This is a genomic window from Palleniella muris, assembly GCF_004792655.1.
GTDB classification, from domain to species: Bacteria; Bacteroidota; Bacteroidia; order Bacteroidales; family Bacteroidaceae; genus Prevotella; species Prevotella muris_A.
On sequence record NZ_SRZC01000002.1, the window covers coordinates 66,755 to 82,808 of the forward strand.

12 protein-coding genes are annotated in these 16,054 nt (G+C 46.7%); 4 read left to right on the forward strand and 8 right to left on the reverse strand.

Translation table 11 applies throughout. From position 1 onward, the window contains the following. Positions 1–18 precede the first annotated feature (18 nt). From E5358_RS01335 to E5358_RS01350, 3 genes are all read right to left on the reverse strand, one after another. Positions 19–543 (reverse strand): NUDIX hydrolase, encoded by a 525-nt coding sequence (locus tag E5358_RS01335; protein WP_135938575.1) that lies wholly within the window; start codon positions 541–543, stop codon positions 19–21. 801 nt (positions 544–1,344) lie between these two features. Then, positions 1,345–1,539 carry a hypothetical protein gene (locus tag E5358_RS01345; protein ID WP_135938577.1) on the reverse strand — a complete coding sequence of 65 codons (195 nt, stop codon included), beginning with the start codon at positions 1,537–1,539 and terminating at the stop codon, positions 1,345–1,347. Between the two features lie 18 nt (positions 1,540–1,557). Then, positions 1,558–5,481, reverse strand: coding sequence for a hypothetical protein (locus tag E5358_RS01350; RefSeq protein ID WP_135938578.1), 3,924 nt, complete (start codon positions 5,479–5,481; stop codon positions 1,558–1,560). 426 nt (positions 5,482–5,907) lie between these two features. On the opposite strand from E5358_RS01350, the gene E5358_RS01355 reads away from it, so the two are divergent. Together E5358_RS01355 and E5358_RS01360 are read left to right on the forward strand one after the other, a co-directional pair. Then, a complete protein-coding gene (locus tag E5358_RS01355) occupies positions 5,908–7,047 on the forward strand; it encodes a sensor histidine kinase (RefSeq protein WP_135938579.1) in 1,140 nt (379 codons plus the stop codon). A 104-nt stretch (positions 7,048–7,151) separates the two neighbouring features. Next, positions 7,152–9,335 (forward strand): DUF5703 domain-containing protein, encoded by a 2,184-nt coding sequence (locus tag E5358_RS01360; RefSeq protein ID WP_135938580.1) that lies wholly within the window; start codon positions 7,152–7,154, stop codon positions 9,333–9,335. 155 nt (positions 9,336–9,490) lie between these two features. On the opposite strand, the gene E5358_RS01365 is transcribed toward E5358_RS01360, so the two are convergent. Next, positions 9,491–10,693: an MFS transporter gene (locus E5358_RS01365; RefSeq protein ID WP_135938581.1), complete on the reverse strand. Its 1,203-nt coding sequence runs from the start codon at positions 10,691–10,693 to the stop codon at positions 9,491–9,493. A gap of 206 nt (positions 10,694–10,899) precedes the next feature. Between E5358_RS01365 and E5358_RS01370 the strand changes: the two genes are divergently transcribed. Together E5358_RS01370 and E5358_RS01375 are read left to right on the forward strand one after the other, a co-directional pair. Continuing rightward, positions 10,900–11,604 (forward strand): DUF554 domain-containing protein, encoded by a 705-nt coding sequence (locus E5358_RS01370; protein WP_135938582.1) that lies wholly within the window; start codon positions 10,900–10,902, stop codon positions 11,602–11,604. A 205-nt stretch (positions 11,605–11,809) separates the two neighbouring features. Then, complete coding sequence (locus E5358_RS01375) at positions 11,810–11,977, forward strand: DUF362 domain-containing protein (RefSeq protein WP_135938583.1); 168 nt, start codon at positions 11,810–11,812, stop codon at positions 11,975–11,977. Between the two features lie 82 nt (positions 11,978–12,059). On the opposite strand, the gene E5358_RS01380 is transcribed toward E5358_RS01375, so the two are convergent. The 4 genes from E5358_RS01380 to E5358_RS01395 form a co-directional block, all read right to left on the reverse strand. Continuing rightward, the gene (locus E5358_RS01380; RefSeq protein WP_135938584.1) at positions 12,060–12,575 is read right to left on the reverse strand and encodes a DUF805 domain-containing protein; all 516 of its coding nucleotides are present in this window, start codon (positions 12,573–12,575) and stop codon (positions 12,060–12,062) included. A gap of 70 nt (positions 12,576–12,645) precedes the next feature. Beyond that, a complete protein-coding gene (locus E5358_RS01385; RefSeq protein WP_135938585.1) occupies positions 12,646–13,290 on the reverse strand; it encodes a hypothetical protein in 645 nt (214 codons plus the stop codon). Positions 13,291–13,317: 27 nt separating this feature from the next. Beyond that, positions 13,318–13,902 carry a hypothetical protein gene (locus tag E5358_RS01390; protein WP_135938586.1) on the reverse strand — a complete coding sequence of 195 codons (585 nt, stop codon included), beginning with the start codon at positions 13,900–13,902 and terminating at the stop codon, positions 13,318–13,320. 1,050 nt (positions 13,903–14,952) lie between these two features. Continuing rightward, positions 14,953–15,981: an endonuclease/exonuclease/phosphatase family protein gene (locus tag E5358_RS01395; protein WP_168354557.1), complete on the reverse strand. Its 1,029-nt coding sequence runs from the start codon at positions 15,979–15,981 to the stop codon at positions 14,953–14,955. Positions 15,982–16,054: the final 73 nt, after the last annotated feature.

A 16,054-nucleotide genomic window follows, 5' to 3' on the forward strand; every position in this document is an offset into this window, starting at 1 on the left:
TTGCCAAGCAACTGCTTTTCAGACGGAAGTGCCTTGCTTGTCGAGGAAATATCTTCTGTATTCCTCCTCGAAATTCGGTGTGAAGACATCGTGCCCAAGGTTGCTTTCTATGTCCTCTTTCGTCCAGAACCGTCCGCCGTCAAGCTCCCCTTTGTCAGGACAGACATCACCGTCATAGACCGTTGTGTGGACATAGACCAGTTCGCGCTCTATGTCGTTTTCATGCACGTACATGTCAATGCGCTTTGGAACATAGGCCGTCACACCCAGTTCCTCACGCACTTCACGCAGCAGAGCCTCCTCCGGAGTCTCTCCGTAGTCAATATGCCCACCACATGCCGTGTCCCATTTGCCGGGTTGTATGTCCTTCCATTCCGGGCGTTTCTGCAGAAACAGCTCGCCCTTGCTGTTGAAAAGGTGCAGATGGACCACCGGATGCAGCGCCTTGCTGCCATTGTGCGCCTCACCACGTGAGATGCTGCCGAGGACGTTTCCTGCAGCATCCACTATGGGAAAGAGTTCTTTATGGTTGTCTTTGTTCATACATTTATTCATGCTTTCGTTGTTACATCGCAGCTTGTCTTTTGCAAAGATAATGCAAACCGAGTGCATCAAGAGCTTGCTCTTATTGCAGAGGTGCAGCTTATCTTATGCAAAGATAATGCAAACTGAGTACAATAGAGCTTGCTCAAAACTGCCGAGGTGCTGCTTATCTTTTGCAAAGATACGGATTTTTTCTGACAAATATAGAGTAAGGATAAGTATTTTTTTCGTTATTGGTATGTAAAACAACGTGGGTTCGACGAATTTGCAACTATCCGGCAGGATGAAGAAAAACGCTATCAAAGCACCGTGAAACGGTGACTCTTCGTTAACCGCGTATGGAGGCGTAGCCGAACATGGGCGGCAACATCAGTGCGTCAACCTGCACCGTAAGACGGTGCCTCATGGCATAAAAATACGCCAATAACAATCCCTTTCTGTGTGATAAGGGTGTGCCAAAACTCAAACCGATGTTTTCAAAGGTTGCAATTTGCAAGTTTAGTACTACAAACTACCGCATAGCGGTAGAGGCTGAATGTTCGATTGTTTGAGAATTGTTTCTTTTCTATATTGCAGAGGCTGTACTTACAAATTGAAAGTTGGATTTTTGAAAATGGTCATTTTGACACACCCTCTAACGAAGAGTCACCGTTTCACGGTGCTTTTATAGCATTTTGCTTTTTATCAGACACAGCAAATTCGTTGAACTCACGCAAAATAAGAAGTGACCTTTCACTGATGCAAAAGGCCACTTCGGCAAAGATTGTGTTTGTTTTATGGTATTGTATATGCTGCTTCAGCTTATTCTATGAAACCATCATCCCAGATTCCGTCCTTTGACAAAGACTCGAACTCGTCGCCATCGCCAGTATCAGTGTCGCCACCGAAACCCGGACCATTCTCTGTATCATAGCCACCTTTGCCTGATGCGGCAAGAATGGTTGATGGCTCCATAGGTATGATATGAATGGCAGGTGCTATATATTCTTTCTTCATATTGACTCTTGTTTTCTGTTATTTTACTATATATTTCTTTCCGTTTGCCACATAGATGCCCTTTGGCAGGTTGTCCGTGCGTGTTCCCACAAATCTACCATCCAAGCTGTAGACACCCCTCTTGGCATTCTCCTGCGGAACAGATGTGTAGTCCGTGATTCCTGTAGTGCCACCGTGCTCTTCCGCAAAGTCCATTGCAAGGATTGTCTTCTTGCTGTTGCCGTTGATGTCCTCGAAAGCATCATTATCACATTGGAAATCAACATAGACATTGGTCATGTCACCTTCGTTTCTGCTCAGATTCATGTACTGTGCGCTGGAGTTTCCACCTATGATGCTTGTCAAGGCGTTCCACTTGACTCCATCAGTCATGGTTCTGTAAAGCAGGTGACGCGGGTTGCTCTTTGTCTTGGATATGAAGAAACTGTACATTGGCATCTCCTTATACTGCAAGGCTACGCTTTCCACACCAGAATCACTCATATCATGGAAGCCGTAGGTTCCGATGAAATGATAATGATAAAGATCTTCTCCGTCTTTGGCGTACATTTCCTTATCTTCAGTGGAATTGTCAACATCTATGGCATAGACTTGATGTTTTATATATGGGACGCTGACCTTCGCACCGGTTGCTTCGTTAACGACAATGGAGTGACCGCCACCGAGCTCATCCGAACTTTGTGCCGGGATGAAATGCACATCATCATTGACCTTGCCAACAGGAATGTAAGGTCTTATGATATATGGATAGCCTCCCTTTACAATGATAGGGTCGTTGTCAAACAATTCTTCATCTGTTGCTGTCTTAGCATCTACATAATTCCATGGCTTAGTATCCTTTGTCATGTAGCGGTCACCATTCTCTGCCGTCTGGATTTTATCGGAACTTATCTCTACATCCATGCCACCATCCTCTGTAATAAGGTTGTTGCTGAATACGAATGTGATAAGTCCTCCCTCTTTAGAGTAATTGCGGTGTCTCTTCACCTCAACAAGCGTACGTACATCAGGATAGATGTCTTTCTCTGCAGCCACTTCCCTGTCGCCGTCATTGTATGTTTCACCTTGAGACACACCGAAATACTTCAGCAACTGGCTTCGTGTCAGGTTGTAAGGGAAGCAAATGGTGTACCAATCTTGCTCCTTAAACTTGCTGTAATCAGGCGTGATTTCACCCTCGCTTGCCTTACGGTAATAGCTGTTGGCAAGGACAAACTCATGCCAACCGGCATAGTCAAGATTGTATGTATTATCCATGGTCAGTTCACCTTCGAGTATCACTCCATCACCCTCAGACCCTATCAGGTCGCCATTAGCATCATATTCTTTCCACGCGCCCCAGTTGCATCCTCGTTGTTCACCATTAACTTCAACTGTGCATATCGCTTGACGATATGAGCGTCCAAACTCAGAGTGTGTAGGCCATACGAACAGCTCGCCTTTGCCGTTCAATGCTCCCGTTTCGTCGATAAGGGTATATTTGCGTGTGACGTCAGTATAGTTTTTCTCCTCGTCCGTTCCTACTATAACACGCGGATAATGGAGCATGCCGATGACTTTGCCTTCATTGATATAGTTCATGCGCTTGGATGGATGGACATTCGTGAATCCGTTGTTTCCATACAGCATAGCAGCGTCAAAGGCTCCGGATTCACATTTCGGCGCTTTCTCTGCAAGGAGATACACATCGTATATTTTGTTTATTCCCCAGAAAGCATTTTCGCATATATGCCTGAGGTTGGCGGAGAGCACGATGGTCCCTTCTCCACGGTCGGTTATGATTTCAGGGTCATTGTCGGTGGTGGTTATCTTTTTCGCACCTAATTGCCTGAATGCATCTCTGCCGATTTCCTCATAGTTTGCCGGAATACAAAGTTCAGTAACTTTATCAAACAGATTCATGCAACCATCAGGAATGATTGTCATATACGGCGATGTCGGGAGTTTGAAACGTTCGCAATTGCTGCTGTACATGCCGGCAGCACTGAACCTCATGTCGTTCTGTACAGGAAACACTGCATTGGAGAAATCACAGTCATGCAACTCAGTGGCAACCGCTGTAAAACCAGGCACTTGTGGTGTTTCATTGTTACTGCCGTCGGAATAATGTCCTTCAGCATTACATTGTTGGAGGTTTTTGGTTATGTCATAGAAGTTCAGGTTACCGGTCATTGTCAGTTTCTTCACAGGATTATCATTAGAAATCCTATCTCCGTCATTACACAGCATCATGGCGACATGTGCCACAGCACCGCCTTTCTCTGCATAAGACTGTAAAGTAAGGGACTTGTCATCATCATCAAATGTACCGATGGCAAGAAGACTCGGACAATTTTTCTTGAACGCTTGCAAATCCTCCGGGATGGCTGTTCCTACAGGCAGTGCGAGATACTTAACAAATTCATTGTTAATCTTTGACATGTCTTTGTCCGGATGGTCTGTAACCATGTCAAGGGAGAACTCGTTAGGTTTCTTATTCTCGTCCTTTTCATCATTGTACTTGACAACTCTTACGTCTGTCATGTCACAATAAATGTTTGAGTTGTTGACCAACAGATGCTCAACGTCATGCATATTGAACAGTCCACGGTAGCGTATGTGCTCATGTTTACGCATCTCCGTACTGCGATAGCCGACCATCTTGTTCAATGTGCCGGGCACACGCTGATAGCATACGGCAATGTCTTGACAGAACGCTGTGCCCGGAGTGTATTCACTTTTCTTTATACGTGCTATGGCTCCGAATGTTGTGCCGTCATAGTGGGCTATATCAAAATTAATATTGTCCGGCAGTTTCACATACATCACGGTTCCTTCTGTCACATTTTTGAGAATAGCATCACTGCCGTTTGGGAAATTCATGTCAGACAAATCCACACTGACACAGCGCTTTGTGCCGTTCAATGCTTTGATGATGTTGTCATCTACCGTACCACCGCTCAGCACGGCAATTCGGGAATCTACCGTTGCGAAGCGTGCGATGTCGAATGTCTTTGTATTTATGATTCTCACAGTCAGTGTACGTCCGTTGTCTCCGGCAGACAGACTATAGATGTTTCCAATCTTCCATGAATCTCCAATTTTTTCATATATGGTTTTGACATTAAATCCAGGTGGCAATATAAATCCGGTAGGATCTGAATTGCTTCCTAATGTCTTGCTTCCCAAACCTTCAAAATCTGCTTCTGAAAGTCCTTCAGCATTGTAGAAATTCCATATACGTGCATTATTCAAAGGAGAGGCGGAATTATCCGACTGGGTAGAGACAAGACTGTTGACATCATCTAAATTGATGGGGCCTACAAAAGCCACTTCAAGTCTTTTTCCTGTCTCAGCAGTGTTATTGATTCCTTCTGGCAGGATGGAAGCTATGTTATCTATATTATTTTTAATATAACCAGCAGCAGTGCTTACAACCCATATTTTCTCCAATCCGCCACCGACGGCATATCTGAGATTACCGTATTTAGTAAAATTAGGTCTTATTTTCGTACCTTTCGGCAATATCAGAAACTGCCATTGAACAGACTTATCCGCCACATTGTCACCAAGGCGCACATTGTCCGGGAGTGTTGCATCAGCAAGGTTTATGGTTACCGCATTCTTTAGGTCTGTTGCAAGGAAATCAAATTCTTCCTGTGTGATTATATGGTCTTGGATGATTAGAGTTGTTATGTCGCCGAAGGATTCTTCTGGAACTTGTGTCATGATGAGCGTCTTCAGTTCACCTTCTCCACTGACCGTAATTGGGTTGTCAGCAGGTATGTCAGCTGCCGCTTTATTTATTGTACTGCCAGACAAAGTACCATTATCTACCATATCGGAGACTACAGTGCCATTAGTTGGGTAACTCTGTTCTGCAAATGACATTCCGTTGTCCTTCGCAGAGTGTACGATGAGCGCAGGCAATAACGCCACCACCGTAATGAAAAGTTTTTGCATCCTCAATTTATTTTGTTTATAGTGTGTACGGAAGCTGTGCTTATAACAATAACAGCAAGATGGCATGCAAGAAATTTGCACAACAGTTTAGTTATTCACAAGCATTGATGATGAAGGTCTCTCGCTTCTTATTTTTCTTTTATAACGCAAAGGTATATAATAATAGTGACATATATTTTTTCGGGGGGGGGGATTTAGTAATATTTAACCTTTACAGAAAGTATATTAACAAACATATTCTTTACTATGTTAAAAATAGTATACATTATAGGCTTTTACCCACAATCTGATATGCTTGAGATGCAAAACGACATTGTAAACACATAAAACCACAGGCGAACCCTATGCGAACAACTTTGCGTATTATCGATTTTGTCGGGTTATTTTCTTGCATTATTGGGAACTTAATGTTAACTTTGCAGAAGAATGGTGTTGTTCAATCAGATACGTCAGGTTAAGATAGTGCTTGTCGCTATGGCGGTGCTCATTGCAGGAGCATCGCTGGTGGTCTCACATTTCCTTGTCCGCGACCTTGCCATGGAGGAGCAGAAGAAGATGGAGGTGTGGGCGGAGGCGATGCGCTCACTGAACAATGCCGACGAGGAGACCGACCTTAACCTTGTACTGCAGGTCATTGACGGGAACAACACGATTCCGGTCATTGTGGTGGACGCCAAGGGGGAGGTGCAGACTTCGAGGAACACGGATTGTGACGACTCGGCAAGCCTGAGGGCTCTTGCCAAGCGTTGGAAGCAGGCGGGGCAGGTGATACGCATCGACCTTGACAGTGGGGACTATCTGGAAGTTTGCTATGACGATTCGGTGATGATAAAGCGTCTTTCCACCTACCCTTATGTGCAGCTCGGCGTTGTGCTGCTGTTTGTGGTGATAGCCATTTTTGCCCTTCTGACCTCAAAGAAGGCAGAGCAGAACAAGGTGTGGGTGGGACTTTCAAAGGAGACAGCCCACCAGCTTGGCACTCCGATTTCGTCGCTTATGGCGTGGGTGGAGATACTTAAGGAGTCGTATCCTGACGACACTCTGATACCGGAGATGGACAAGGACGTGAAGCGTCTGCAGCTCATAGCCGACAGATTCTCAAAGATAGGTTCTTTGCCGGAGCCTGTGGACTCTTCGCTGAAGGAGGTCATGGAGCATGTCATCTCGTACATGGAGCGCAGGACATCGCGCAAGGTGGTCATGGTGAGGGACTTTCCTGAGGAGGACATTGTGGTGAAGCTCAACCAGTCCCTCTTTGAGTGGGTGATTGAGAACCTCTGCAAGAATGCTGTCGACGCCATGGAGGGCAGCGGAACGATAACCATCCGCATGGAGAAAGCAGGGCAAAAAGCCGTCATCGAGGTGTCGGACACTGGCAAGGGGATAAGGAAGAAGGACATCAGGGATGTCTTCCGCCCCGGTTTCACGACAAAGAAGCGTGGCTGGGGACTCGGGCTTTCGCTTGCCAAGCGCATTGTCGAGGAGTACCACAATGGGCAGATTTATGTGAAACACTCCGAGGTTGGTGTTGGCACTACGTTCAGAATTGAGCTGCGGACGGGGTGATTGATTCGCTGGAAATTGGGTCAGTACTGACAATTTGATCAATACTGACAGGACAGACAACACTGAAAATAAAAAACTTAACAATAACAATAACTAACTGAAAAATGAAAAGAATCTTTAATTTATGCTTTCTTGCGCTTTGTGCCGTAACCTGTTTTGCGGACTATGTTCCGCAACCCTACACATGGACGACACAGAGCAAGAATTCCTCAGAGTCGATGCCATGCGGTGGCGGAGACATAGGCATGAATGTGTGGGTGGAGAACGGCGATGTGCTTGTCTATATGTCGCGCAGCGGCTTTTTTGACGAGAACAACACACTCCTGAAAGCCGGCAGGCTGCGTCTTCGTATGGACAATGCCAAGGAAATCTTTGCCAACGATTTCTCACAGACGCTTGTGCTTAACGAGGGGGCTGTATATATAAAAGGTGGAGGAGTGACCATCCGTCTGTGGGCTGACACCGGTTCACCTGTCATCTTTGCCGACATAAAGTCTGCAAAGCCGGTGAAGGCAACCCTGAGCTATGAATCATGGCGTCACCATGACCGCCTTGTGCCGAAAGATGCGTCACAGCAGTTCTCCTACAAATGGCTGACAAAGGGTGAGCATGCCACTTTTGCCGACTCCATACGCCCCCGGCAGCATGCCATAACCTTCGAGCATCGCAACAGAAAGGCGACAGTCTACGACTTCACTGTCGCTTTTGAGCAGCTTGAAGCGGTGAAGAGCGAGATACCCGACCCTATCGGCGACCTGTCGTTCGGTGGCAGGATGACTTGCCCGGACTTCACTTTCGCCGGCACATCGGAGGGCGTTTATACTTCTACAGACTACCGTGCATGGAACTTCGTGTCAAAGCCTTTCAAGCAGACCACGGTCGCTGTCGAACTGTTGTACAACAAGGGTGCTTTGAACTATCCTAAACTATTCCTCGGAAAATATGCCTCTCCCGCCCGGGCGGCTAAGGAAAGCCGTAAGAAGTCTGCCGCTTGGTGGCACAACTACTGGCAGCGGTCGTACATAACAAGCACGAATGCCGAGGCAGCGCACATACTCCGCAACTACGAGCTGTTCAGGTACATGCTTGGCTGCAACGCCTACGGTGAGTGGCCCTCAAAGTTCAACGGCGGATTGTTCACCTTTGACCCTGTCCATGTCGACAAGAACCGCACGTTCACTCCTGACTACCGCTGTTGGGGAGGTGGCACGATGACGGCACAGAATCAGCGTCTGGTCTATTGGCCTATGCTGAAATCGGGCGATACGGACATGATGAGGTCGCAGTTTGACACGTATCTCCGCATGCTTGACGGCGCAATGGTGCGCACACGCCACTATTGGGGGCACGGCGGAGCATGCTTTGAGGAGCAGATAGAGAATTTCGGTTTGCCGAACCCTGCCGAATATGGCAAGCACAAGGAGGGGCAGGATCCGGGCTGGATGAAGAACAAGTGGCTGGAATACCAGTATGACACTGTCCTGGAGTTCTGCCAAATGATTCTTCTGGCTAAGGAATATGCCGGCATGGACATTGAGAAATACCGTCCGCTGATAGCCGAGAGCATCCGTTTCTTTGACGAGCATTACCGTTATCGTGCCAAGAAGCGTGGCGCAACGGAACTCACGGAGGACGGAAAGCTGGTGCTCTACCCTTCTTCCGGTTGCGAGACGTACAAGATGGCGTACAACCCGAGCAGTGTGGTGGCAGCGTTGAAGGCCGTCATCGAGACAATCAACGAGCACCATGGAGGCCTTGCAGCGTTCGGACTTGACACGGCAATCACCAACCGCATACCGGAGATTCCTGTCCGTTATATCGACGGAAAGCGTTGCATAGCACCTGCGGAGGCGTGGATGCGCATCAACAATGTGGAGACGCCTCAGCTTTATCCTGTGTTCCCATGGCGCATTTATGGCTTGGGCAGGGAGGATTTGGACGTTGCTGTGAACACATACCTGTATGATGATTATGCCTTGAAGATGCGTTCCTCCAGAGGTTGGAAGCAGGATAATATCTGGGCGGCGTGTCTCGGGCAGAAAGAGGACGCCGTGCGCCTGCTGAAAGAGAAGTTTGCCGATGGTCCTTACCGTTTCCCGGCGTTCTGGGAACAAGGGTTCGACTGGGCTCCCGACCTCAACCGTGGTGGCAGTGCGATGATTGGTTTGCAGGAGATGCTGCTGCAGGAGAAGCCTGACGGCACGGTGATGGAGCTTCCTTGCTGGCCTGAAGAGTGGGATGTGCATTTCCGTCTCCATGCCACCGGCGGCAGGATCATTGAAAGGTAAAGGAGTTGATGGTTGTTTTTTGGGGTTAATTATGCTTTCTCATGATGCATCATGTCTTATCATGTCACATCATGAGAAACCATGAAGACATCATGACAAATACGATTCAGGGCTGACATTCTCGTTTGGAATGTCAGCCCTGAATCGTTGGATTTCTATCCTTTCCGCTTGCGCTCTATGTCAGGCAGCAGCCCTGCCACGACTCCCAGCAGCGGCAGCAATGTGCTCACTTGGAAAATAAACTCCACGCTTGTCCTGTCGGCAAGCCAACCGAAAAAGGCTGAACCTATGCCACCAAGACCGAAATTAAGCCCAAAGAACAGTCCTGCCATCATGCCTATCTTGTCAGGTTTCAGTTCGGTGGCGTAGACAAGTATGGCGGAAAAGGCGGACGAGATGACAAGACCAATGATTATGGCAAGCACAACCGTCGCCGTGAATCCCACATAAGGCAGGGCAAGAGTGAAAGGAGCAGCGCCGAGGATAGAGCCCCATATCACATACTTTCGCCCATATCTGTCGCCTATGCTGCCACCGACAAGTGTGCCGATTGCCACAGATGCAAGGAAAGCGAACAGGCATAGCTGGGATGTCTGTATGCTAACACCGAACTTGTCGATGAGGAAAAACGTGAAATAGCTTGTCATACTCGCCATGTAGAAGTACTTCGAGAAGGTCAGGACGCACAGTATCAGCAGCGCCATATGCACTCGGCGGCGGGACAATGCCTGCACAGCGGGATTGGGGACAATGGCTTTCGCCTTTATCCTGTGAAGCTGTCGCTTGTACCAACTGCCGACAGGGAACAACGTAGAGCCTGCGACAAGTGCCGCAATGGCAAACCAAACTATCGACCGCTGCCCCAAAGGAAGGATGATGATTGCGGCAAGCAACGGACCTATGGCACTGCCGCCGTTGCCTCCCACCTGGAAGATGGACTGCGCAAGACCTCGCCTCTGACCGCCCGCCATCTGCGCAATGCGTGACGATTCCGGGTGGAATATGGACGAACCCATGCCTATCACCGCCACCGCAAGTACGATTGTGCCAAAGCTTTCGGCAAAGGACAGCAGGACAATGCCGGTGAACGTGAACATCATGCCCGTAGACAGCGAATACGGATGAGGGTGCTTGTCGGAATAAAGCCCCACAAGCGGCTGCAGGAGCGACGAGGTCATCTGAAACACGAGTGTCATCAGACCAATCTGACCGAACGTAAGACCGTACTTGTCCTTCAGCATCGGATAGATCGAGGGCACGATGGACTGCATCATATCGTTCAGGAAATGGGCGAAACTTATGGCGAACAAGACCGGAAACACTGTTTCCCCGACATCTTTTACATGGATTTTCTTCATTCTGTTGTGACTGTTATACCAAAAACGCCTGCAAAGCTACAAAAAACATTCTATTCCACCAAACATTCCAAACAAAAAAGAGAAAAAGCCCTAAACCTTTGGACAACTGTACGGAAAAAGAGATTTTTCATGCCTTGTATGGGCTTTTTACTTATTTTTTAGTACCTTTGCACACCGTAAAAAAAAACATAAAACACATTTCAACAATGATTGGAACAATAATGAATGTCGTGTGCATAATTGCCGGCACAGCGATAGGAAGCCTGTTGAAAAGAGGCATCGGTGAGAAATACCAAGAAGTTCTGTTCACGGCACTTGGGATGTGCGCAGTGCTGCTGGGTACAAACGCCTTTGTGCATAATCTGCCGAAGAGCGAATATCCTGTACTGTTCATCATCGCCATGGCAATAGGCAGCATCATCGGCGTGGCAACAAGACTGGAACGTCTGAAAGAAATCGGAAAGAAAAAAGGCACAGGAGAAGACAAAGGCAACCGCCCTTCCCTTGCCGACGGACTGACAACGGGGTGCCTGCTCTACTGCATCGGCACATTCTCCATGCTCGGCCCGGTCATGGAAGCACTGCAAGAGGACCACACATATTTGTTCACAAACGCCACCCTCGACCTTGTATCAAGCGCCGTCCTTGCCGCCACTTACGGCATAGGCATGATGTGGGCTGCGCCGATACTATTCCTGTGGCAGGGCATGTTCTACTGTATGGCAAAGATGTCGGCATCGGCAATATCTCCGGAGCTGATGACAGAGCTTAACATCATCGGAGGAATACTCATCACAGCCTCAGGCATTGACCTCCTGAAGCTGCGCAACTGCCATACTCTGCAGATGCTTCCGGCATTGCTTGTGCCACCACTGTTCTTCCTCGCAAAATATCTCATATCATCACTTTGACCACAGCTCATGCCTCACAGCATGACAGAAAGGCTGCGGATTATAACCTATGGAAGCGAAAGAAATTGTTAAATCTAATTAAAAAAGGAAAGATTCACATCCCCATTATTAGGTATTTCAATAATTCTCTGTAATTTTGCAGTACTGAAAAGTCAGTACAAAGAATACAAACAATATCATTAATAAACTTAAATTTAACAAAATCATGGCATACGTAATTAGCAACGACTGCATCGCTTGCGGTACATGTATCAGCGAGTGCCCACAGGAAGCTATCTCTGAGGGCGATATCTATTCAATTGACCCGGAGAAGTGTGTGGACTGTGGTTCATGTGCTGATGTTTGTCCTAACGAGGCAATCAGCCAGGCTTAAGCGCCACATCTGCAAAAAGGCTAAAAGGGCTGCACCATCCTTTCATGGTGCAGCCCTTTTTCCGTAACATGGGAAGGACAACCTACATTCCCGAATCATCACCGCCATCATCCATGACATATTTCGGCGAGCCCCCATACTCGTTCTCATACGGGTCACCGTCCTTGCACATGAAGAAAAGCATAAGCAGCTCGTAGGCGACTATCAGCAAGTTCCATACAACGTATTTCGTGATGACAGCGAAAACCAAGCCCACACCATAACCACCGAAGTCATGGCTGGCAGTGCTTATGGACATCGCGGCAATGTCATAAATGACGGACATGACCAAGCCTGCCTTCAGCATTGCCCCCGCACCCCACCACCATCCGCTCTTGCCGATGTCATGAAGCCTGCGGAACACCAAAGGGATTGTCAGCACACTGAGCACAAAGCCGACAACCGGCGTGAGGACAAAGCCGGCAATCCACACAACAAGCATCGTCCACCAATACTCGGAACGGCGTGCCCGCCCGTCAAACTGCGCCACCCTGCTCGTCGACAGCTTCAAGGCTGCCACGAAATCAAGTGTAGGAATTGTTTCTTTATTCTCATTCATATTCAATAGGTATTTTTACAAATCGTCTTTTGCGTGCTGGCGCATAATATAAAAATGTACACTACATGATTTACAAATCGAAGGATTCTTCAAAAGTTTCTTCTCCGCGCAGACGTTGATAGATCAACATTACTGCCTTATATTCATCAGTACCAGTATCGTACTCTCCCATTACTTGTTTCATGTCCTTATCAAACACAAACAGTGCTTCGCCACCCACCATTTGCCCAGCATTGTTTTTGGCATTGTAATTGTGGAAAGCTTTGAAACCTATGAACTGCGGCTTCTTCTCTACTTCTTTTTTGAGCTCAGAAAACAATTCTTGGACTTTTTGCAGTACTCTTTCTTTCTCCGATACGTATTCCTGGTATTCTTCGGTAGCCTGATTCAACTTCTCTTGGTCAGCATTACTGAAGCTGATTCTCAGAAAGTCTTTGTACATCGCGATATCCCTTTTTGCATCTTTTATTTTCTTTTCGTAGTTTACTAATGTAAAAATAAGTTTGCTAATGCGCAGAGTCCTTTCATAAAATACAGGATCATCATACGGCGCAAATGCACTATCAATAGTCGTGCTGACAGGCTTGTACGACTCAGGGAAGAACAATGTATTTGTCAAACTTTCCTTTATCATGGCATTAGCCTTATCCTCTGGAGAGGGGACACAAGCGGCAAACAGGATTATCGCCACTATTGCGATGAGTATATTTCTCATAGTCAAGGTGAATTAGGTTAAAGATTATCAGATGTCGTCCATCGCTTTTGAGTCAGAGGCATTACTGTTAGCAGCATCAACATAAAGGAGTCGTACAAAACAAGAATACCTGCCATTATGAGATATATTTAGCTCGATGCTCCCATTTACCGTATCGAAGACACTGAGATATTTGCACCTGTCCATCTTAACATCATGCATCTTGCTGGAATCATCATCAGGCTGTAAATTCCCCTGAAATTTTTCCTCACAGAAAGCCGGCTCGCCATATTTGGCAGTAAGCATGTCTTTCAACCGTGCATAATTATTATACAATGTCCCCCATGTATCTTTGTCAGGACATATAACCAATACACGCTCCAACGGGCAGTTTGCTTTTGGAGCAGCAACAACTATTGTACAGTTCTTTTCTGTGGCGAAATCACCTTTCATTGATACATTTCCTTCATGGCTGTCAACATACGTGCAGCCCTTTTGCTTCAGCTTTGCGACAAATTCGCTTACAGTCCCGTCAATCGGGATACCCTTGAACTTGAGATGTTCCTGCGCTTCTTGCGCTGACATTCCTATCGCCATGCAAGCGAACAGGAGGATTGAAATGATTTTTTTCATAATGTGTTGGATGTGAAAAAGGCGTAAACCATTCTTAGACTTGCTATCCTTTAGGTTACCGCCAAGTGACCTTACATCCAACAAGCACAGAATGGTCCACGCCTTAGCAGCGTGAACCTTCAGTCTGCTTGTCCTCGGATGTAGAATATTGGCGGTATTCAAAGGATGAGAACAAGAGCTAAAAGCTCAATATTTTGTTATTTGTTCATTTCAAGTTGTGGAATGGAGACGCTGTTTTTGGTTATTATTTTTTATTTTCCAGACTTTACTTTCCGAAATACAGCTTTGCTGAACTTCTTTCCAGTTTTGCGTTCCATCTTCTTTTGTTGTGCAGACCTCCTTTTTTAGTTTTTACACTTCATCTTACTGTTTTTTTGCCGTTTCTTGCGGCAAAGGATGATTTCTGTCAGCAAAGGTAATGATTTTTTTATTATTATCAACGGTTTCCGTGATTTTTTTGATGATGAAATCATTGATTTGGTCATTTTTTTTCCAATGTACCAAAAATAAGAAAGATTCGTATGTTGCATAACCATGCAGAAATATCTTTGCAAATTTTCCATATCTTTATGTCATATCTCCAAAAACACACTTTTCTACAATAATGAAAAGAAAAGTCATGGAATTGCTGCAAACAGAAACAGCATGAGTTTTCCTATGCTCTATTTATCATAATAAGAAAAAATGACTTTTCTTAGCGAAAAAAACATGCCTCATGACGCCAGCCGCAGCCTTTCATCACATGAAAAGCTACGGTTTACCTTACAAAAGGCAACCTTCTGCACAGTAAAAAGATACGAAAAAGCACTGCAGCTCATTACCACGCAAGTGCCAAAAGTAACGAATTGCAGTGCTTTTTGGCTTACAATAACTTACAAGAAAAGCCAACAAACTGATTAACAAAGTATTACAGGTGATGCGGAATTTTACGATTTTTCAAACTTTCTGACAATAATTTTTCTGCAAACGATTCTCGGAGGGCAAAAATGGCGTGAGTTTTCTTATTCCACACCCATTTCTCATGGTAGTCCCAAAAAACACAAACACAATTCAGAAAACAAAGTCGGCAATCAGCGGAAGATGGTCGCTGAAACCGTTGCGCGATACCGGTCCGAGGAAGAAACGGCGAGGCTTCACACCGCCATATTTCTTGTCAGGTTCCAGTAAATCGGGATGGGCACCTATCCGGGAGGCACGGAAACATGGCTGTAATGCGTCAGAAACAAGGATGTGGTCAAGGCTGCCCCATTCACCTTTATAGCGGTAGGTGCCGCCAATTTCCCGCGTTCCAGCCCCTGCAGTGACATCAATGAAACCATGCTCCGAAAGATAAGCAAGAGAGGCTGAGGACGTGTAATCATTAAAATCACCCATGATGATGATGCGGGAACGAGGCTCCAATGACCGTACAGAGTCAACGCTGTGCATAAGACGGCGCGCGACAGTCATGCGGTACTCCCTCGTCGCCGGCTCTCCTCCTCTCCTGCTCGGCGCATGCACCACAAAGACATGCAGCGGCAAGATGCCGTCAGGAAACTCCATGAGCATCGAATCGGAAGAACAAAGTGCCGCACCACGGACATAAAGCATGTCACGTGTGGGGCGCATCCCTGCTATCGTATCGACACGGATGCTGTAACTCGTATCGACACGGAAAGCCGATGGCTGGTACATCAGTGCCACATCGATGCCGCGGAGGTCAGGGGAATCGGTCATCACATACTCATATCCTGCCCCGCGAAGCAATGACCTGCGTGTCAATCCATGCATCACACTGTCGTTTTCCACCTCGCAAAGTCCGATAATGGCAGGTAGGACAAATTTGCTATCCTCAGTGCTTGAGAGAGTAATGCCGCGCGCCACGGCATTCAACTTCCGCCAATACTTGCTGCGAGTCCATTTGTACGTCCCTTCAGGCAAGTAGTCCGTGTCATTCTTCAGACTGTCATGGCATGTGTCAAAGAGATTTTCCACGTTATACGCCATCACCCTGAAGCGAGTTTCCTTACCTTTTTCTTGGGCTGACAAGTCACTTACCACAATGGAAAATAGCAGTATTAGTATGAAATTATTTGACATATAGCGACTATATAAAGACAACATCACAAGGCAATACATCGGCACTCGTACAGAAAATACCATAATACGCAAA